The 20,197-nt window shown below is 63.9% G+C and carries 15 protein-coding genes; 8 read left to right on the plus strand and 7 right to left on the minus strand.

Annotated features, from left to right (window positions below; genetic code table 11):
• Positions 1-98: 98 nt before the first annotated feature.
• The gene (locus U1E20_RS04860; protein ID WP_409979450.1) at positions 99-1,055 is read left to right on the plus strand and encodes an N-formylglutamate amidohydrolase; all 957 of its coding nucleotides are present in this window, start codon (positions 99-101) and stop codon (positions 1,053-1,055) included.
• Positions 1,056-1,088: 33 nt separating this feature from the next.
• Positions 1,089-1,901, plus strand: coding sequence for a histidinol-phosphatase (gene hisN / locus U1E20_RS04865; RefSeq protein WP_409979451.1), 813 nt, complete (start codon positions 1,089-1,091; stop codon positions 1,899-1,901).
• 1 nt (position 1,902) lies between these two features.
• Here hisN and U1E20_RS04870 read toward each other — a convergent pair whose 3' ends face one another.
• The 4 genes from U1E20_RS04870 to U1E20_RS04885 all read right to left on the minus strand — a co-directional run bounded on the left by U1E20_RS04870 (position 1,903) and on the right by U1E20_RS04885 (position 6,391).
• Entirely contained in the window at positions 1,903-2,850 is a 948-nt protein-coding gene (locus U1E20_RS04870) for an alpha/beta fold hydrolase (protein WP_409979452.1), read from the minus strand.
• A 79-nt stretch (positions 2,851-2,929) separates the two neighbouring features.
• Positions 2,930-3,391 carry a TlpA family protein disulfide reductase gene (locus tag U1E20_RS04875; RefSeq protein WP_409979453.1) on the minus strand — a complete coding sequence of 154 codons (462 nt, stop codon included), beginning with the start codon at positions 3,389-3,391 and terminating at the stop codon, positions 2,930-2,932.
• 162 nt (positions 3,392-3,553) lie between these two features.
• Positions 3,554-5,941 carry a TonB-dependent receptor gene (locus tag U1E20_RS04880; protein ID WP_409979454.1) on the minus strand — a complete coding sequence of 796 codons (2,388 nt, stop codon included), beginning with the start codon at positions 5,939-5,941 and terminating at the stop codon, positions 3,554-3,556.
• Positions 5,942-5,998: 57 nt separating this feature from the next.
• A complete protein-coding gene (locus U1E20_RS04885) occupies positions 5,999-6,391 on the minus strand; it encodes a hypothetical protein (protein WP_409979455.1) in 393 nt (130 codons plus the stop codon).
• A 269-nt stretch (positions 6,392-6,660) separates the two neighbouring features.
• Between U1E20_RS04885 and U1E20_RS04890 the strand changes: the two genes are divergently transcribed.
• Together U1E20_RS04890 and U1E20_RS04895 are read left to right on the plus strand one after the other, a co-directional pair.
• The gene (locus U1E20_RS04890; protein WP_409979456.1) at positions 6,661-7,767 is read left to right on the plus strand and encodes a helix-turn-helix transcriptional regulator; all 1,107 of its coding nucleotides are present in this window, start codon (positions 6,661-6,663) and stop codon (positions 7,765-7,767) included.
• Positions 7,768-7,912: 145 nt separating this feature from the next.
• Positions 7,913-8,377 carry an Hsp20 family protein gene (locus U1E20_RS04895; RefSeq protein WP_409979457.1) on the plus strand — a complete coding sequence of 155 codons (465 nt, stop codon included), beginning with the start codon at positions 7,913-7,915 and terminating at the stop codon, positions 8,375-8,377.
• Positions 8,378-8,430: 53 nt separating this feature from the next.
• Here the strand turns inward: U1E20_RS04895 and U1E20_RS04900 are convergent, their stop codons facing one another.
• Positions 8,431-9,477 (minus strand): hypothetical protein, encoded by a 1,047-nt coding sequence (locus tag U1E20_RS04900; RefSeq protein WP_409979458.1) that lies wholly within the window; start codon positions 9,475-9,477, stop codon positions 8,431-8,433.
• Positions 9,478-9,946: 469 nt separating this feature from the next.
• Between U1E20_RS04900 and gltB the strand changes: the two genes are divergently transcribed.
• The 4 genes from gltB (at position 9,947) to U1E20_RS04920 (ending at position 17,810) form a co-directional block, all read left to right on the plus strand.
• Positions 9,947-14,641 carry a glutamate synthase large subunit gene (gene gltB, locus U1E20_RS04905; protein ID WP_409979459.1) on the plus strand — a complete coding sequence of 1,565 codons (4,695 nt, stop codon included), beginning with the start codon at positions 9,947-9,949 and terminating at the stop codon, positions 14,639-14,641.
• A gap of 134 nt (positions 14,642-14,775) precedes the next feature.
• Positions 14,776-15,990, plus strand: a complete 1,215-nt coding sequence (locus U1E20_RS04910; protein WP_409979460.1) for a diguanylate cyclase — start codon at positions 14,776-14,778, stop codon at positions 15,988-15,990.
• A gap of 186 nt (positions 15,991-16,176) precedes the next feature.
• Positions 16,177-17,595, plus strand: coding sequence for a glutamate synthase subunit beta (locus U1E20_RS04915; RefSeq protein WP_409979461.1), 1,419 nt, complete (start codon positions 16,177-16,179; stop codon positions 17,593-17,595).
• A 5-nt stretch (positions 17,596-17,600) separates the two neighbouring features.
• Entirely contained in the window at positions 17,601-17,810 is a 210-nt protein-coding gene (locus U1E20_RS04920) for a hypothetical protein (RefSeq protein ID WP_409979462.1), read from the plus strand.
• Between the two features lie 52 nt (positions 17,811-17,862).
• On the opposite strand, the gene U1E20_RS04925 is transcribed toward U1E20_RS04920, so the two are convergent.
• On the minus strand, positions 17,863-18,672 hold the full coding sequence (locus U1E20_RS04925; protein ID WP_409979463.1) for a L,D-transpeptidase: 810 nt from the start codon (positions 18,670-18,672) through the stop codon (positions 17,863-17,865).
• Positions 18,673-18,754: 82 nt separating this feature from the next.
• A complete protein-coding gene (locus U1E20_RS04930; protein ID WP_409979464.1) occupies positions 18,755-20,077 on the minus strand; it encodes a DUF459 domain-containing protein in 1,323 nt (440 codons plus the stop codon).
• Between the last annotated feature and the right edge of the window lie 120 nt (positions 20,078-20,197).

Below are 20,197 nucleotides of genomic sequence, written 5' to 3' on the forward strand. Positions count from 1 at the left end.
CGGTTCAATATAGCGGGAGGGGTCGTCAATTTCGAGCGCCTGCCCGCAGCGCCGGCGCTAATTTGAAGTCCGCGGCGGCGCGGAAATGAGATGAGCGAATGAACGAGGGCATGCGCGAGCGGCGCGAAACGAATGTGGCGGCGCCCTGTTGCGAACCGGAATTCGAGCGCGCCTTCGACATTATCGAGCCGAACGCGCTCGCTTCGCCGCTGGTGTTTTCCTCGCCGCATTCGGGGCGGATCTATCCCGCCCGTTTTCTGGCCTCGACGCCGCTCGACGCGGCGACCCTGCGCCGTTCCGAAGACGCCTATGTCGACGATCTTTTCGCTTCGGCGCCGTCGATCGGGGCGCCTTTGCTGCGGGCGCGCTTTCCTCGCGCCTATCTCGACCTCAATCGCGAGCCCTATGAACTCGATCCGAGGCTCTTCGACGGCGCCTTGCCGGCCTTCGCCAATGCGCGTTCGTTGCGCGTCGCGGCGGGGCTGGGGACGATTCCGCGGGTGGTCGCCGACGCGCGCGAAATTTACGAAAAGCGGCTCTCGCTCGAAGAAGGCTTGCGCCGCATCGACGCCCTCTACAAGCCCTATCATACGGCGCTGCGCGGCTTGATGGAGCGCGCCGCCGCCCGTTTCGGCGTCGCCGTGCTGATCGACTGCCATTCGATGCCCTCGACCGGCGCGCGCGATCCCGTCCTCGCGGCGCGAGGCGATAAGCGGCGCATCGATTTCGTCATCGGCGATCGCTACGGCGCGAGCGCTTCCACCAGCCTCGTCGACATCGTCGAGGACCGGCTGCGCACCCGCGGCTATCACGTCATGCGCAACCGGCCTTACGCCGGCGGCTTCATCACCGAACATTACGGCAAGCCGGCCGCCGGCTGGCATGCGTTGCAGATCGAAGTGTCGCGCGGGCTTTACATGGACGAGTCTACGCTCCAGAAGAATGAGCGCTTCGACGCCGTCGCCCGCGATCTCGGCGACGTGCTGGCGGCGGTGGCGCGGCATGAAGATTTGGCCGAGATTCTGGGCGGCGAGCGACGGGCGGCGGCCGAGTAGCCGGAGCTTCCGCCGCTCGGCCGTGGAGATCGTATGACCGCCGTTGATTTCGAGAAATTCGTGGATCGTCTCGCCGATGTTTCGGCCGAAGCGATCATGCCCTTCTTCCGCACCGCGCTCGCCGCCGACGACAAGGCGCATGGCGGGGCCTTCGATCCCGTCACCGAGGCAGACCGCGCCGCCGAACTCGCCATGCGGCGCCTGATCGAATCGACCTTTCCCGGCCACGGCATTTACGGGGAGGAGTTCGGTCCCTTACGCGAAGATGCCGAATATGTCTGGGTGCTCGATCCGATCGACGGCACCAAGAGCTTCATCTGCGGCCTGCCGCTGTGGGGCACGCTGATCGGGCTCGCCCATCGCGGGCGTCCCTGTTACGGGCTGATGAGCCAGCCCTTCACCCGCGAGCGCTTCTATAGCGATGGCGAGGCCGCCTATTGGCGCGGTCCGGCGCGAGGGGCGGGGGGCGCGCGCGGCGCCTTCGAGACTCGACGGCTGGCGACCCGCGCCTGCGCCAAGCTCGACCAGGCGACGCTGATGACGACCTCGCCATTGCTGATCGACCCGTCGCTGCGCGAAAATTTCCATCGCGTCGAGCGGGCGGCGCGGCTGTCGCGCTATGGCGGCGACTGCTACGCCTATTGCGCGCTGGCGTCCGGCCATGTCGATCTGGTCGTCGAGACCAATTTGCAGCCTTACGACATCGTCGCGCTGATCCCGATCATCGAGGGCGCTGGCGGCGTCGTCACCAATTGGAGCGGCGGCGCGGCGGCCCAAGGCGGCGCGATTGTCGCCGCCGGCGACCCGGCGCTGCACGAAGCAGCGTTGACGCTGCTCGGCGCGTAAATCACGCGACGTAGGCTTCTCCCGGAACGAAGGCGTCGAAGGCGCGCCAGAACTGGCTGCGGAACTCGTCGCGCTCCATCAGCAGTTCATGCTTGGCGCCCGGGATCATCGCGAGCGCGCCGCTGTCGAGATGTTGCGCGAAACGTTCGATCGCGGCGTTGGAGACGACCATCTCCCGCCCGCAGCCGAACATCAGAATGGCGGCGCGGATGCTTCGCGCATAGTCCGGCGATTCAAATCCCCTCATCAGCCGAAAGGCGGCGTTGATCCAGCCGATCGTCGGATCGCCGATCGCGAGCTGCGGCGCGACCCTGAGAATCGCCGCGTTTCTCTCGAAGCGAACCGGATCCGAGGTCAGCAAATTCCCTTCAAAAGGCTTCTCGATAAAGGAGGCGCCTTTCCCGCCGGGGACGTACATGCCGCCGAAGCCGCACATGTCGAGCGTATCGGCGAGCCATCGCGTCGCGCGCGGAAAGCGCAAATTGGCGAGATCGATCATCGGGGCGGTCAGAACGAAACGCTGAAAGGGCGTTCGTTCGGAATGCGCCGCCTCGAGCATGATGGCGGCGCCCATCGAATGGGCGAGCGCGAACCAGGGTTGCGGCCGGTCGCACAATACTTGCGCGATCAAGACTTCGAGGTCGCGCTGATATTGCGAGAAATCGTCGATATGGCCTTTGCGACGGTCGGCGAGTTCTCGCTCCGAGCCGCCCTGGCCACGCCAGTCAAGCGTAACGACGTCGAAGCAGCGCTTGCGCAAAGCCTCGATCGTCTCGAAATACTTCTCGATGAACTCGTTGTGGCCCTGAAACAACGCCACCGTGCCGCGCGGCTTTTCGCGGCACGGAAATGCGGCGGCGCGCACTCTTCGCCCGTCCCGCGTCGTCAGCATGTAAACCGAGGCGCCTTCAGGAACGGGATTGTTGGGCGACGCAATAAGTTCTCGCATGGGGCCTCCTCGGCGCTCGAGGCCGATTCTTCACGCGAAGATAATGCATTTTGGCGACGAGGCCGAACCGCGAGGTTTTTCAGTCGGCGCAGAAGGCGGCGAGGCGTTGCGGCTCCTCAAAGTGCAGCCTGCCGCTGACGATGGCGTCGACTTGTCCGGACGCGCCGACAAAATAGTGCAGCGGGGTGACCACGCCGCCGTCTGCGGTCGCGCCATAAAAGGCGCGCGCGCTTTTCGCTTTCGCCACATCGGTTTTCGTCGAATCGCCGACACGGAAGATTTTCCATGGGAGCCCGTAGGTCTTGAACTTCGCCGCGTCCCTGGCGTTGTCGCTCGCGCGCGCCGAGACGAAGACAATGTTCCAGCGCTCGGGGCAGGTCGCGGCGATCGCCTTGAAGCCCTTCATTTCGGCGAGGCAATTGGGACACCAATGCGCCCAGAGGCTGATGAGCGTCGGCCGGCCGTTCGCCATCAGCGCCCGCAGGTCGACCGGCGCGCCATTGGCGCCGACGAGGTCAATCTCCCGAAGCGAAGCCTTCATCTCCTCCTCGCTGACCGAGCGCGGCGTCGGCGCGCCGATAATTTCGCCCCGCGCTAGGACGGAAGATATGCAAAGCAAGATGGCCAGACCAATAGAGCGCCACATCACAAGCGTCCCAGAAAAGGGCGGCGCATCGGCGCGCCGCCATCCACTTCGTCGCGGTCAGAACTTCACGGTGAGGCCAGCATAGAAATTCCGGCCCATTCCCGGCACCTGACGCACGCTCGCAAGCCCCGCGTTGCGACCGTAAACGAACGCATTGTAGGAATAGTTCGACAGGTCAAATCCGCCAAGCGGCAGAGAGTAGAGGGCGTTTGTGAGATTATCGACGCCAAGGTCGATGCGCATGTTGCTCCACTCATAGGCCGTGCGCAGATTGAGCAGCGCGTAGGCGGGCGTCCTGAACTCGCCTTTATTCGCCGACACGTGATCCTTGGGCGCGACCAGCTGCGTTTCAGCCGCCATGCTCAGCCCGCCGATCTGATGTTCGAGCCCGACGCGCGCATTGGCCGGCATCAGGTTCCACAGACCGTCGCCTTTCTTGATCAGGAATGACGCGACCGAGCACAGACCATTGCCCGGCAGACAATATTGCGGATTGCCGATGTCGAGATTTCGCCCATAGACGAAACTGACCACGCCGACCGCCTGCAGCCTGCCGTATTCCGGCGATTCATGCAGCTTGATCCTGCCCGAGCCGTCGACCCCGTAAAGCTCCGCCTTGAAGTTGCGGAACTGCATGATCTGGAAAATATAGGAATTCGCCACGGGAAAGGTGTTGAACGTGCCGCCGGTCCGCGCGCCGTCGATATAATTTTCGACATAGGTATAGAAGGGCGAAATCCGGGCTTCCCAATTGTTGGCGCCAGACATGTCGCGCCATGCGCCGGTGATCGCGACATTATGGGCGACTTCCGGCTTGAGATTGACATTGCCGATATAGCCGTTGCCGTCGCCGAACCAGTTGAACATCGCGGTGAACGGACTGAACACCGGCCAGATATAGCGTTCATAGAGATTGGGAGAGCGCGTCTTTCGCGAATAGCCGAATTCGTAAAAGCTGCCCGGCTCTGGTTGGTAGTGCCCGAGCGCGGTCATGTCGAAATTGACGTCGGTGCGGGCGCGATTTTGCGCGTTGAATAGATTGACCGCGATGACATTGGGATTGGCGAAGGCGAAGGGCGTATAGCTGCGGCCGGGGCCCGTATCCATCCAGACCACGTCATTGCGCAAGCCAATCAGGCTCGACCATTCCTGAGTCCAGCGGCGTTCCCATTCGGCGTAGGTTCCGATGCGATTGCGCTGGCCGCCGTTGATGTTGATCTGGGCGAACTGCCGCGGCATCCCGGCGAAATTGGGGAAGCCGGAGAGATCGGACGGCCAATAGTCCTGCAGCCGAAATCCATGGAGCTCATTGCCGATGCGGAACGTATCCTGCTCGCTGTATGGAATTTCCGCCCTGACCGAATAGCCGAAGTCGCGGCCAAGCGCGATCATCGGATGGTTCAAATAGAAGCGATCCTCCAGGAATCCCATCTTGTGGAAGACCTGATGCCAATAGACATGCGCATCGAGCGTGCCCCAGGCGTAAGCGCCCTTGTAATTGGCGTCCAGCGTATAGGAACGGTTGCGAATCATATCCATGCGCTGGTTCGGGAAGCCTTGATAGGGGATGTTCTGATAGGCGCCTCGGAACGTGAACAGATGTCCGTTGTTCTGGTAGCCGAGCGTCACCGCATGGTTCTCCGAGATGAAGCTCGTGGAGAGAACTTTGTCGCCATTGCCGCCGGCGTGATAGTCGGTCGCCCTCTGCCAGGACCCGTTGTAGAGCAGGCTCCAATGGTCATTGGCCATGTTGATGTTGGCGGAAACGCCGACGCCATTGTTGTTGCCGCGAAAGAAGGCCGAGATCGCTCCCGTGGTCAGCACTTCATTGTTCGGGCCGAAACGCAGCATCCCTGGAACCGGCAGCGGCAGATAGGGGACTGGACCATAGGGGCTTGCCGCGACAATCGGCGATATTGGCGCGCCAGGGCCGACGACCGCCGGCGCGGCGGGGCTCACAAACACCGGCGATATCGGGGTGACCAGAATCGATCCGCCGATCGAATCGCCGCCCTTGCTGACTGACGACACCGCGGTCACGACTTCAACCCGGCCAATCGTGTTGGGATCCGTGTAGCTCAGCGGCGAATTCATGTGATTGGCGCAGGTGGCCGTCGTCTGCGCGCCGCCGACGACAATTTTCAGCCGGTCGTCGGCGAGGCCGCGGATCGCCGGCAGGCCGGAAACGCCGCCGCCGGTCTGCACGCTCACGCCGGGTTGGCGTTCGAGCATCTTCGCCGTGTCGGTCACGTCCGGCTTCTCGGCTTCGATTTGCTTCGGCGTGACCACGGCCTCGTCGCCCGCCTTTTCAGGGGGCGGCGCGGTCGGCGCCGGCGCCGCGCCGACGACGATCTGAGGAAGAGACACTTGAGCCTCGGCGTTGGCGACCGACGCGAGCAAAAGAGCGCAGGCGCTGGCGCCGCGTGAAAGAGCGGTGAAAGTCATGTTGCAGTTCTCCTGATCCGCCGAACGGCGGTTGAAACAATGCGAGTTGTTGTTTCGTCAGGAGAGGAGGGGAGGCGCGCGCGACCGCGTTTCGCCCGCACGGCGTCTTTCTTGGGGATTGAACGACCAGGCGTCGAAATAATCCAGCGATGTCGACGTCTGCTCGACGCGCGCAATCAGCGGCTTTTCGGGAATGAACGGCGCCGTGGCGATCGGACAAGCGCCGCAATGCGCCTGTCCGCCGAGCGCGGGGAGGCCGTTCGGCGCTTTGCCGTCGGTCGACGCGTGGTCGTCGATACAGAGTTCGAAAGTCGTTGAGAGAGTCGCGTGCGGCGCGATCGCCGCGTGCATAATCGCCGAGACGACCAAAAGCGTCGCGACGAGAAGGGCGCGCAGGCCCGTCCGTCTTGCGTCCGTCTTGCCGGTCTTGATTGATGTTCCGCGTAACATGGCGTCGCTGGATTCGTTTTTTTGAAACTTACTTGCAGCGCATTTCTTCGTTTCCCCCCGATTGGGAGGGCCATCACGCAACTTTGCGCAAATTCCTGTAGTTGTTGCAGTCGCGCAACACAGAAGCTAACATGCATTGAATTGGCGTCCTTGAAATTTTGCTGATTTTTCTGGGGCTCCAGGGCAATTCGACAGCTCGCCGCGCGGCGCGCGCCATCGCAGGAACCGGCTTTGCGAAGGTGTGGCGAGAGGTCGCACCGGGTGAAGAGATGACGCTTTCGCAAGATGGGGACGCGCGCGTCGCCGCGGCGATAAAAGCCGCGGGCTCCGACGCGCGATGCTGGCCGGACGCGCTCGACGAGATCGCGCATGCCTTGAATGCGCGCTTCGCCGCCCTGCTGTTCGAAGACCGCGCTTCGGCGCTGCTGGAGCTCAAATATTCGACGCATGCGGAAAAGGCGTGGATCGTCGAATATCTGCGCAATCATCGCAAACTCGATCCGGTCAAGGCGCGCGTGCTGACCGAAATCGTGATCGGTCGGGCGTTCTCCTCTGTAGACTTCGTCTCGCTTAAGGCGCTTCATCATAGCGGCGCCTATCAACGTTGGATGGCGCCCTTCGGATTGGCGGATGTGATCGGCGGAATCATTCACCGATCCGAGACGGGCGTTTGCCTAATCGTGGCGTTTCGGGACGAATGCGCTGGCGTGGCGGACGCCGAAACAAAGGCGCGTCTCGACGGGTTTTTGCCGCTGCTCGCCGGCGCGATCGCCGATCACGCGGCGGCGTCAGACCCATCCGTGCTGGCGGAATTGTTCGACGAGTTGACGACGCCCGTGCTGATCGTCGACGGCAAGATGCGCATCCTGCGCAGAAACCGCAGCGCGGATGACATGCTCGGCGAAGGCGATGCGCTTGCGGCCGTCGGTGAATCATTGACGATGCGCGATCCGCGCGCCAAGGAGGCGCTGGAGCGCGCCGTCGCCGGAATTCCCGGCGCCGACGGCGAAGCTTTCGCGATCATGGTGAAGAGCGGCGAGTCCCGCTGCTGCGTAATGCATGTGCTGCCCCTGCCGAATGGGCTCTCGGCGCTGTTCCTGCGCCGCTTGGCGGCCGCCGCGGACGACGGCGGCGCCGTGGCCGCGGAACTGTTCGGGCTGACGGCGCGCGAGCGTTCGGTGCTGCTGGCGATCGCCGAGGTTGGCGGGGTTCCGGCCACGGCGCGCGCGCTTGGCCTGAGCGAGGGAACGGTCAAGGGCTATCTCAAGAGCATTTTCCAGAAGACTGGCGCGACCCGCCAGGCAGATCTCGTGAAGCTCGTGCTTGCGCTCGAATCGCCGTTCCGCGCGCCGGAGCGCCATTCCCTGCCGGCTTGAGGTTTCCGCGCCACATCGCCGCCGCCCCTTGAACGACGCTTTTCCGCTTCCTAGATCGTGGCCAGCGCGGGCCGTAACGGACGCGCGAAGAGGCGCGGCGCGGTCACGCAAGCGCGCCGCATGTCGCTCAACTGGAGGATATGTCATGCGTCAGTTCGATCTCTCGCCGCTGTATCGTCAGACCGTCGGCTTCGACCGTCTGTTCAATTTGCTCGATCAGGCCAGCGGTTTCGAGACGTCACAAAGCTACCCGCCCTATAACATCGAGCGCACCGGCGAAAACGCCTATCGGGTGACGCTCGCGGTCGCGGGCTTCTCGCGCGACGAATTGTCGGTCGAGACCAAGGAAAACACCCTGTCGATCAAGGGGTCGAAAGAGGCGGCGCAGCCCGCCGACGGCCGCGAAGTCCTGCATCAGGGCATCGCCGCGCGGGCCTTTGAGCGTCGGTTCCAGCTCGCCGACCACGTCGTGGTGACCGGCGCGAGCCTCGTCAACGGCTTGCTGCATGTCGATCTCGTGCGCGAAATCCCGGAGGCGCAGAAGCCCCGCCGCATCGACATCGGCGTCAGCGCGCCCTCGGCGAAGATCGTCGAGTCGAAGGCCGCGTAACGGCGAAAATCAGGGTTGAGTTAGAGAGGCGCCCCTCGCGGGCGCCTTTTTCTTTATCCGCCGGCGTTCGGCTTTCCGCCGTCGTCAGGCGCAATGGCAGAGCCATTTGCGCCCGGAACTGGGGGCGCGGAGGCAGCGGGCGCCATGACTGTTGTTCCGCCCGCATCCTTCGGCGGCACGATCGCCCGGCGCGCAGAGGCGGCGCGCGCCGCCGCCGCCCGCTTCGCAGGCGCGCTACGCTCCGCCGAGGCGGCGGGTTGCGCCGGCGATTGCGCCGCCGGCGCGGCCGCGCTGCTGTCGGAAGTCTTCTCGGCGACGGCGGGAGCCTGCGGCGCAGCGGCGCCTTCGGCCTCAGCCTTTGGCGCTTGGGCGGCAGGGGAGGGAGCGCTTGCCGGCTCGGAACTGGCCGACTCCGGTTTAGCTTCGCTGAACGCCGGGGTCGGCGCTTGGCTCTTGGTGTTCTTGGCGCTCTCGGCGTCAGCCGAGGACTCCGGCGCTGCGTTGGCCGGCGCCGGCGAGGCGGACGCCGGATGATCTGCGTGAACCGCAGGCCCGACGCCAGGTTTGGGCGGCGTGATCGCGCGCGAGGCCCTCGAAGACGCTCCAACCTTAGCGGCTGCTGCTCGCTGCGGGCCCGGCCCGTTAGGCGCGCCGTTCAGCCGCGCGCCCTCTTGGGCCGCTTCGGGAACGCCGGCATGATCGAAACCGGGACCGGCCGGAGCGGGACCGCCGGCCATCGGCGGCGAATAGGGCGCTCCCCGGTTCGGCGCCCGTCCGAGCCGAACAGCGCGCAATATCCGTCCCTCATAGGGATCGATGATGAAGCGCATCTCGCCCTCGCGGCGGCTGACGCCGGTTGCGAGGATCTGATCGCCCCGGCGGCCGAGCGGTCCGACCAGCTGAAAGCCGGTGCGCCCGAGAATGGCGGCGACGGCGGGACGGGAGGCGTAGGCGGGCGGTCCTTCGCTGGGAATTTGGGCGCGAAAGACATTGGCGAAAGGTCGGAAGAAAAATTGGGCGAAGGCGTGCTGCGGCGCGGCGGCGCTCGCCGCGAGCGCCAAGGCGATAGTCAGACCCGCTTTCCGATCGAATGACCGCATCGATTTTTCCTTGTTCACGCCTCTTGGCCGCTGGCAGGATGCTCTGACAACAATGCGGCGAGCGTTGGACTGCCCCGGCGCCCAAGGAGCATTCAAGTCGCGTCGGATTGCTTGTCACTTCAGCGCAAATCTGGCAGTAAGTTAGCCCCCAGATATGTCAGCGATGCTGACCTTAAAACGGGGCTCGCTTTTGGAAGCCTTTGTTTCATCTCGGTGGTCGGCGCTCGACAGGACGCCGTAACCCACGAGAACTGAAAGGGCTCGTAAGGGTGGCGCGTCCCTTGCCTTGCGCGGAATCGCGAGACAAGAACGCAAGGGCTCGCAACACGCCGTTGCGGGACCTGCTCTGACGGCGAGAGCAGAAACAGGGCCGTGACGATTTCGGTCACGCCGGCGACAGTTTTATGGTTCGATGAACGGGCGGCAGGCGCGCGTGAAGAAGCGCGCGATCCGTCGAGGAGACGCCGAGATGACGAAAGCCGCCGAGCATTTCGCTGAAGCCGGAGCGCAGCCGCTCGGCCGCGATCCCGCTCTTCCCCCGGCGCAGGGACTTTACGATCCCGCCAAGGAGCACGACTCTTGCGGCGTCGGCTTCGTCGCCAACATGCGCAATGAGAAGTCGCATGCGATCGTCGAAATGGGATTGCGCATCCTGCTCAATCTCGACCATCGCGGCGCCGTGGGCGCCGATCCCAAGCTCGGCGACGGCTGCGGCATTCTCGTGCAGATCCCGCATGAATTCTTCAAGGCGGAATGCGCAAAGCTCGGCATAGAGCTTCCCGCCGCCGGCGATTACGCGATCGGTCAATATTTCATGCCGCGCGATCCCGAGATCCGCGCCAAAGCTTGCGGCATTATCGAGTCGGCGGCCAAGGAAGAAGGGCTCGTCGTCCTCGGCTGGCGAGACCTTCCGGTCGATTCGAGCGATCTCGGCGCGGCGGTGAAGTCGGTCGAGCCGCATCACGCGCAGATTTTCCTTGGCCGCGGCCCCAGCGTCGCCGACGCCGACGATTTCGAACGGCGCATCTATCTCGCGCGCAAGGCCGCTTCGAACGAAATCTACGCGCTCGGCAACGGCGGACGGGAATTTTACGCGGTTTCCCTCTCGTCGCGGACCATCGTCTACAAGGGGATGGTGCTCGTTTCCCAGCTCGGCGAATATTTCCTCGACTTGAAAGACGAGCGTTTCATTTCGGCGCTGGCGCTCGTGCATCAGCGCTTCGCGACCAACACCTTCCCGTCGTGGCGGCTGGCGCATCCCTATCGCTTCGTCGCGCATAATGGCGAAATCAATACGCTGCGCGGCAATCTGAACTGGATGGCGGCGCGCCAGGCGTCGGTCTCCTCGCCGCTCTTTGGCGACGAGATCAGCAAGCTGTGGCCGATCTCTTATGAGGGCCAGTCCGACACCGCCTGTTTCGACAATGCGCTCGAATTCCTGGTGCGCGGCGGCTATTCCCTCGCCCATGCGGTGATGATGCTGATCCCCGAGGCTTGGGCCGGCAATCCGCTGATGGACGCCGACCGCAAGGCCTTCTACGAGCATCACGCCGCGCTCATGGAGCCGTGGGACGGTCCCGCCGCAATGGCCTTCACCGACGGGCTGCAGATCGGCGCGACGCTGGATCGCAACGGGCTGCGGCCGGCGCGCTATCTCGTCACCGACGACGGCCTTGTCGTCATGGCGTCCGAAATGGGCGTGCTGACCATTCCCGAAGAGAAGATCGTCGCCAAATGGCGCCTCCAGCCCGGAAAAATGCTGCTCGTCGACCTCGAGCAGGGCCGCATCATCTCGGACGACGAGATCAAGAAGGAGCTGTCGGGCTCTCATCCCTACAAGGAGTGGCTGGCCCGCACGCAGATTCAGCTTGAGGATTTGAAGCCCGTCGATACCCGTCCGGCGCGCTGGGACGTGTCGATGCTCGATCGCCAGCAAGCCTTCGGATACACGCAGGAAGATCTCGACCTTCTGCTCTTCCCGATGGCCGTCACCGGCCAGGAGGCGGTCGGCTCGATGGGCACGGACACGCCGGTCTCGGCGCTCTCCGACAAGGAGAAGCTGCTCTACACTTATTTCAAGCAGAACTTCGCGCAGGTGACCAATCCGCCGATCGATCCGATCCGCGAAGAGCTGGTGATGAGCCTCGTGTCCTTCATCGGCCCGCGGCCCAACATCCTCGACCATGAAGGCTCGGCGAAGAAGAAGCGCCTGGAAGTGCGCCAACCGATCCTGACGAGCGAAGACCTCGAAAAAATCCGTTGGATCGGCACGGTCGAGGACAGTTTCGACACCAAGACGATCGACGTGACCTATGACGCCAAGAAGGGCGCCGAGGGCATGCGCGCGGCGATCACGCGACTGTGCGAACGCGCCGAGGAGGCGGTCAGCGGCCGCTATAACATCATCATTCTCTCAGACCGAATGGTGGGGCCCGATCGCATTCCGGTGCCCGCGCTGCTCGCCACCGCGGCGGTGCACCATCATCTGATCCGCAGAGGGCTGCGCACCTCCGTCGGCCTTGTCGTCGAGACCGGCGAGGCGCGCGAGGTCCATCATTTCTGCTGCCTCGCGGGCTATGGCGCCGAAGCGATCAATCCCTATCTCGCGTTTGAGACGCTGATCGCCTCGGCGGCCGAGTTTCCCCCCGACGTCGATGGTCCGACGGCGGTCAAGCGCTTCATCAAGGCGGTCGACAAGGGACTGCTCAAGGTGATGTCCAAGATGGGCATCTCGACCTATCAGTCCTATTGCGGCGCGCAGATTTTCGACGCGGTCGGACTTGCGCAAAGCTTCGTCGACGAGTTCTTCACCGGCACGACGACGCGCGTCGAAGGCGTCGGGCTCGAGGAGATCGCCCGCGAGACCGTGCGCCGCCATCGTCTCGCCTTCAGCGACGCGCCCGTCTACAAGGAGGCGCTGGATGTGGGCGGCGATTACGCCTTCCGCATTAGAGGCGAAGCGCACAGCTGGACGCCGCAGACCGTCTCGCTGTTGCAGCATGCGGTGCGCGGCAATGCGCAGGATAAATATCGCGCCTTCGCCAAGCTGTTGAACGAGCAGGACGAGAAGCTTCTCAATCTGCGCGGTCTTTTCCGCATCAAGAGCGCCGAAGAGGACGGCCGCACGCCGGTTCCGCTCGATGAGGTCGAGCCGGCAAGCGAGATCGTCAAGCGCTTTTCGACCGGCGCGATGTCGTTTGGCTCGATCTCGCGCGAGGCGCATACGACGCTCGCCATCGCCATGAATCGCATCGGCGGCAGGTCGAACACCGGCGAGGGCGGGGAAGAGCCCGACAGATTCAAGCCGCTGCCGAACGGCGATTCGATGCGCAGCGCCATCAAGCAGGTGGCCTCGGGACGTTTCGGCGTGACAACCGAATATCTCGTCAACGCCGACATGATTCAGATCAAGATGGCGCAGGGCGCGAAGCCGGGTGAAGGCGGTCAATTGCCCGGCGACAAGGTCGACGCGGTCATCGCCAAGGTGCGTCACTCGACGCCGGGCGTCGGCCTGATCTCGCCGCCGCCGCACCATGACATTTATTCGATCGAGGATTTGGCGCAGCTGATCTTCGATCTCAAGAACGCCAATCCGAAAGCCAATGTGTCGGTGAAGCTCGTCTCGGAAGTGGGCGTCGGCACCGTCGCCGCGGGCGTCTCGAAGGGCCGCGCCGACCATGTGACGATCTCCGGTTTCGAGGGCGGCACCGGCGCATCGCCGCTGACCTCGATCAAGCACGCGGGTTCGCCCTGGGAAATCGGCCTCGCCGAAACCCATCAGACGCTGGTGCTGAATAATCTGCGCTCGCGCATCGCCGTGCAGGTCGACGGCGGCCTGCGCACCGGCCGCGACGTGGTGATCGGCGCGTTGCTTGGCGCGGATGAGTTCGGATTTGCGACGGCGCCGCTGATCGCGGCGGGTTGCATCATGATGCGCAAGTGCCATCTCAACACCTGCCCGGTCGGCGTCGCGACTCAGGACCCCGTCCTGCGCAAGCGCTTCGTTGGCCTGCCGGAACATGTGATCAACTATTTCTTCTTCGTCGCCGAAGAAGCGCGCGAACTCATGGCCGCCATGGGCTACCGCAGCTTCGACGAGATGACCGGGCAGATGCAAATGCTCGACAAGGAGGAGGCGATCGCGCATTGGAAGGCGCGCGGGCTCGACTTCTCCAAACTGTTCTTCAAGCCGCAAGGAGAGGGCGCCGCCATTCGGCACAGCGCCGCGCAGGACCATGGACTGGACAAGGTCCTCGACAACAAGCTTATCGCCGAAGCGCGCGCGGCGCTCGATCGCGGCGCAAAGGTCTCGATCGAGACGCCGATTCGTAACGTCGATCGCGCCACCGGCGCGATGCTCTCCGGCGAGGTCGCGCGAATCTATGGCCATGCGGGACTGCCCGAGGACACGATCGACATTCGCGCGACCGGAACGGCGGGCCAGAGCTTTGGCGCCTTTCTCGCGCGCGGCGTGACGCTGCGTCTCGAAGGCGAAGCCAACGACTATGTCGGCAAGGGCCTCTCGGGCGGAAAGCTCATCGTCCATCCGTCGCGCGCGGCGAAGCAGATCGACCCGGCGAATTCGATCATCGTCGGCAATACGGTGCTCTATGGCGCCATCGCCGGCGAATGCTATTTCCGCGGCGTCGCCGGCGAACGTTTCGCGGTGCGCAACTCTGGAGCGATCGCCGTCGTCGAGGGCGTCGGCGACCATGGCTGCGAATATATGACAGGCGGCGTCGTGGTGGTGCTCGGCCAGACCGGCCGGAACTTCGCCGCCGGCATGTCGGGCGGCATCGCCTATGTGCTGGACGAGGACGACGCTTTCTCAACGCGCTGCAACCTCGCGATGGTCGATCTCGAGCCGGTGCGTAGCGAAGAGGCCGTCATGACCGAGACCTATCACCAGTCCGGCGATCTCGAAGGCCATGGCCGCGTCGACGTGATGAGCGATATGACGCGCTTCGACGCCGAACGTCTGCGCCAGCTGATCGCCAATCATCTGCGCTATACCGGCTCGACGCGGGCGCGCGACATTCTCGAGGACTGGCCAAATTACATGGGCAGGTTCCGCAAGGTGATGCCGGTCGAATATCGGCGCGCGCTCAACGAGCTGAATGCGCGCAGGAAACAGCCTCAGCAATTGAGGGCCGCCGGCGAGTGACGCCGGCGCAGTGAGACTAGCGAGGCGGCGCGCGAGCGCCGCCTTGCGTTTTTTGGCAAGAATTGCAAAATAGGCGCGTTTAGCTAAGTCGATTTAAACTCGGCAGTTTTCCTTAACGGCGGCTGGGAAGCCTGATGCGAGACGACTCCAGGGTTTACAGCATGCCGCGCTGGGATGCGATGCGCTGGCTCGTTAGCCCGAGTCCAGGCGCTCCCGTTGAGATCCAGCTGAAACTGATCGGCGGTCTTTTCGGGACTCTTCCTGTGTTCTTCGGCGGAATCGTCAACACGATCTTCGTCGCAGGAGCGATCGCCGCGCGCGAACAGACGATGCCTTTCATCGCCTGGTTCGTTTTCGAAATCGCGCTCGGCGCCATGCGTCTGATCGTCTTGGTCGTCTCCCGTCGCGCCGCGCTCGCGCATCGCCCCACGCCGACCGATCTTTATCTTCTGCTCCAGCTTTTTTGGAGCAGCGGCGTAGGCTACGGCGCATTCATCAGCCTTGCGAGCGGCGACTGGGTTTGTGCGACTCTCGCCTGTCTTTCTGGAACCGGCATGGCCGGCGGTATTGGATTTCGCAATTTTGGCGCGCCACGTCTCGCTGGCGCAATGATCCTCACCAGCCTCGGCCCGTTTCTGCCGGGCGCCGCTCTCTCCGGCGAACCCTTATTTTACCTCGTGTTCCTTCAGATTCCGTTCTACCTCGCCGCTATGATCGCCGCTGCCTACAATCTAAACAAGATGCTTGTCGCGACGATGCTGGCTGAACGCGAGAACGACCACCGCGCCAAGCACGACGCGCTCACCGGCCTGTCGAACCGGGTCGGCCTTGCCGCCGCCGTCGACGCCGGCCTGCAAGGCGCGCCCCCGCATGGCGGCGATCTCGCGGTTCTTTTCCTCGATCTCGATAATTTCAAGAGCGTCAATGACACCTATGGTCACGCCACCGGAGACAAGCTTCTCAAACTGGCGGCGGAGCGCCTTCGCCAGTCCTTACGCGCCACCGACGTGGCGGCGCGGATCGGCGGAGACGAATTCGTGGTCCTCGCCAAGGGCTTTACCAGCGAGCAGGCGGCGGAGCTCAGCCAGCGGCTGACCAATTCCATATCGGCGCCGTATGATCTGGGCGACGGCGTTCGCGCAACCATCGGCGTGAGCGTCGGCGTCGCTCTGGTGCCGGAATACGGCGCGGACGCCGAGGCGCTGCTCGCGGTGGCGGACGAAGCGCTGTATGAGGCGAAGGCGCAGCGGCAGGTGAAATTGCTGCATAGCCGCGTCAAGGAGGATCAGCTTCGCCGCGTCGCGCCTGTCGTCGGCGGCATGAGGCCAGGACCCAATAGTTTCGCGTGACGGCGCGGTTCGCTTCGAAGCTTCGCGGCTTGACGCCGACGCCTCGAAAGCGTTTAGAAAACATCCAAGATTGCGGCGGCTCCGGGCGCTTTTGCCGGAATGCGAATTCGCTTGCGGCGGAAGACCGCCGCGCCGTTATGAAATGCCGTCGCCTCCGCGGTCGAGGCGCGAAAGGTGCGAGAAAAAATGGGTAAGGTGACCGGGTTTCTCGAGATTGACCGGCAGGACCGCAAATATAAGCCGGCGGCCGACCGCATTCGCCACTATCGCGAATTCGTCATTCCATTGTCTGATGAAACGACGCGCAACCAAGCGTCGCGCTGCATGGATTGCGGCATTCCCTTTTGTCACAACGGATGCCCGGTCAATAACCAGATTCCCGACTGGAACGACCTCGTCTACCATGGCGAATGGCGGCGCGCGCTGGTCAATCTGCACTCGACCAACAATTTCCCTGAATTTACCGGCCGCGTATGCCCGGCGCCCTGCGAGGCGTCCTGCACGCTGAATCTCCAGGACCAGCCAGTCACGATCAAAACCATCGAATGTGCGATCGTCGACCGCGGATTTGAGCACGGCTGGGTCGTTCCCGAACCACCCAAGCGCAAGACGGGCAAGAAAATCGCGGTCGTCGGCTCCGGACCGGCGGGGCTCGCCGCGGCGCAGCAACTCGCGCGCGCCGGCCATGACGCGCATGTCTATGAAAAGCACGCGAAGCCCGGCGGCCTGCTGCGTTACGGCATTCCTGACTTCAAGATGGAGAAGAGTCTCATCGATCGCCGCGTTCAGCAGATGGAGGCGGAGGGCGTCGCGTTTCATTGCGGCGTCCATGTCGGCGTCGATCTCTCAGCCGACGAACTCGTCGCCGGCCATGACGCGGTGGTGCTCGCCGGCGGCGCCGAACAGCCGCGCGATTTGCCGGTCCCCGGCCGCGAATTGCGCGGCGTTCATTTCGCGATGGACTTTCTGCCTCAGCAGAACCGTCGGGTCTCTGGCGAGCCGCTCTCGACCAATGAGCCGATCCTGGCCACCGGCAAGCATGTCGTCGTCATCGGCGGCGGCGACACCGGCTCGGACTGCATCGGGACGTCGGTGCGCCAGGGCGCGCTTTCGGTGACTCAGCTCGAAATCATGCCGCGCCCGCCGGAGAAGGAGCATAAGCTGCTCACTTGGCCCGACTGGCCGCTGAAGCTGCGCACCTCTTCCTCACACGACGAGGGGTCGGCGCGGGAATTTTCGGTGCTGACTCGCGAATTCGAAGGCAAGGACGGCGCGGTGAAGGCGCTACGCTGCGTGCGCGTCGACGGCAAGATGCAGGAAGAGCCCGGAAGCGACTTCAAGATCAGAGCCGATCTCGTGCTGCTCGCGATGGGTTTCGTGTCGCCGGTGCGCGAAGGTCTGCTGGAAGGGCTCGGGGTCGCGCTCGATTCCCGCGGCAATGTCGCCGCCGACACGAGCGCCTATCGGGCGTCCGGCGAGAAAATCTTCGCTTGCGGCGACATGCGGCGCGGTCAGTCGCTCGTCGTCTGGGCCATTCGCGAAGGCCGCCAATGCGCCCATGCGGTGGATGAATTCCTGATGGGCGAAACCAACCTGCCAAGGTGAGAGTAATGGTCAGCGAGAAACTGAATCTCTGGTATTGCGACACTTTCGTCAGCACGCCCTGGCAGTTCTTCTTCCTTATCCTGCCGCTGATCGGCGCGTTTCTTTACGGCCGCGAGAAATACAGACTCGCCTGGACGCTGATCGGCATATGGATATTCGTCCAGGTGACCTTTTCGGCGCTCACCAACCTCGTATTCAATTGCTCGTTGGAGTAGGCGCAAAAAAGGCCCCGAAGACCGGAGCCTTTCTTTTTGACGCAGGGCTCGCCTACAGAACGACGACCGTCGTGCCCACCTTCACGCGGCTGAAGAGATCGGTCACGTCATTGTTCAGCATGCGGATGCAGCCGGAAGACACCGCCTGACCGATCGTCCAGGGCTCGTTGGAGCCGTGGATTCGGAACATCGTGTCGCGATCGCCCGAATAGAGATACATGGCGCGCGCGCCGAGCGGATTGTCCTCGCCGCCGGCCATGTGGCGGGGCAGGTCGGGCCGGCGCTTCAACATCGCCGCCGGGGGCGTCCAGCCGGGCCAGGCTTCCTTGCGGCCGATATGGGTGCGGCCTTTCCAGGTGAAGCCCTGACGGCCGACGCCGACGCCGTAGCGCACCGCCTGTCCATTCGCCATCGAGAGATAGAGGTAGCGGTTCCTGGTGTCGACGGTGATGGTGCCGGGACGCTCATTGGTCGGGTCCGGCACGATCTCGCGCGTCGTGGTCGGATATTCGCGGGCGAGCCGCGCCTCGTCCTGGTCGCCGTAATAGGCTTGCGGGTCCTGGGAAGCGTAATAGGCCTGCTGGTCCTGAGAGCCGTAATAGCCCTGCTGCGGTTCTTGGGTGGCGTAGTAGGACCGCGGATCCTGCGCGGCATAGTCTTGCTGTTCCCTGCCGTCATAGGCCTGCTGCGCGCGCGCGTCATAATAGGCGGCGCTCGAGTCCTGCTGAGTCCCGTCCGCCAGACCGAACAGCGCCATGAAGGAGCGTTCCTGGGCGTTTGCGGCGGTCAATGAAAGACCCGCGAAGGCGGCGACGGCGGCGACCTTCAGAAAGCGACGGGCGGCGAACTCAAGGTGGGACATAACGGGGGCTCCACAATTTCCCTGTTGTGCAGAGACAATGCAGAACCCCCGAAAAGCGTTCCGTGCGCAAACGCACAAATCGTTAATTGGGCGGCGTAGCGGCGTTCGCCGGCGGACGCCAGCTGTAGTCGTCGGCGCGATTGTCGCGCGGGCTTTGATCGCCGCCCTCGACGAAGACATGTCGAACGAGCGCCTGCGCCGGCGCGCCGGGGTCGACCGGCCTGACGGCCGGCGTTTTTTTGGCGAGTTCGGTCGCCGAGCCGACGCCCGTCAGCTGTTGAGCGGGGCCGACCGCCGGCCGTTCAGGCAAGGTCGGGGCGGCCGAAGGACCGCCCACGGGAGAGCGGAAGATGATCGGCTGGCCATTCGCCGGCGCCGCCGCCACCGGCTGTTGCGGCGCGGCCGCGTCCTTCGACTCCTCGGAGGGCGTCGCCGCGGGAACGCCGGCGACCGGCGCCTGTTGCCGATAGGCGTCGTAATATTTCTTGATCTCGCCTTCGACGAAATGCGCCACGCTGCGCGCGCCGGCCTCGGTAAAATGCACGCCATCGGCCGAGCGCAGCTTAACGATCTGACCGTTGATGTCCGGCCCGAACGCGCTGTACTGCCCATGTTCGTCGGTCAGCGCGTCCCAAAGGTCGACATAGGGAATGTCGGCGTGGGCCGCGCGGGCTTTGAAAATTTCGTTGAGCTGCGCCATGTCGGCGGACAGGCGCTCGTTTTTCATGACCGGCAGACCGACCCAGATGACCGGAATGTTCTTTTCCTTGAAGGCCGCGATCACCGCGTCGACGCGCGCCGCATAGATTTCCCGCCAGCGCGGCGACAGCGGCTCATAGGATTCCTGACCCTGCTGAATCGCCTGACGATCATTGCTGCCGAGCATTACCACGGCGACATTGATCTTTTGCGCGTCGGCGGCGATCTCCTTCGCCGACTTCGGCCAATCATAGAAGTCGTCGCGGACAAGGCCGCTGCTTTCCTTGCCCATTCGCAAGATCGCCACGTCGGGGCGATCCGAGAATCCTTCCTTAAGGCCGTCGGCGAGAAGCTGGCCCAGCGTATCGCCGACCGTCGCGACGAAGAATGTCGGCTGCGTGGCGGCGGCGGTCTGCGACTGGTCTGTCGTCGCGCCGTCCGTGCGCTTGGCGGCGCGGCGAGGGTTGTCGGTCTGGCCGTGCCAATAGGTGGGCCCGCGATTTTCCCGATGCGGCATGATCCGCCGGACCCGCGGCTCGCCGCGATGCCCATAGCCGTGCGGCGGACCGCCGAAAAGCCCGCCGAAGAATTCCGTAAAGGGGTCCTGCGCGAAGGACGCGTCGGGCGCCGCAATCGTCAGTAATGCGCCAATAAAGAGCACGAGGACGCGGCGCAGGCTCTGTACGCTGATCGACATGCGGGCCATTATAGCGCGTCCCGAGCGCCTTGACATCCTCGTAGCAATGCTTCGGTTAATTGCGAGGCTGACGGCGTTGACGCCGTGTTCCACGGCCTTGACGCGCGGGGCCGTTTTGGCGTCAATCGT

This window comes from Methylocystis sp. (assembly GCF_046349115.1).
Taxonomy (GTDB): domain Bacteria; phylum Pseudomonadota; class Alphaproteobacteria; order Rhizobiales; family Beijerinckiaceae; genus Methylocystis.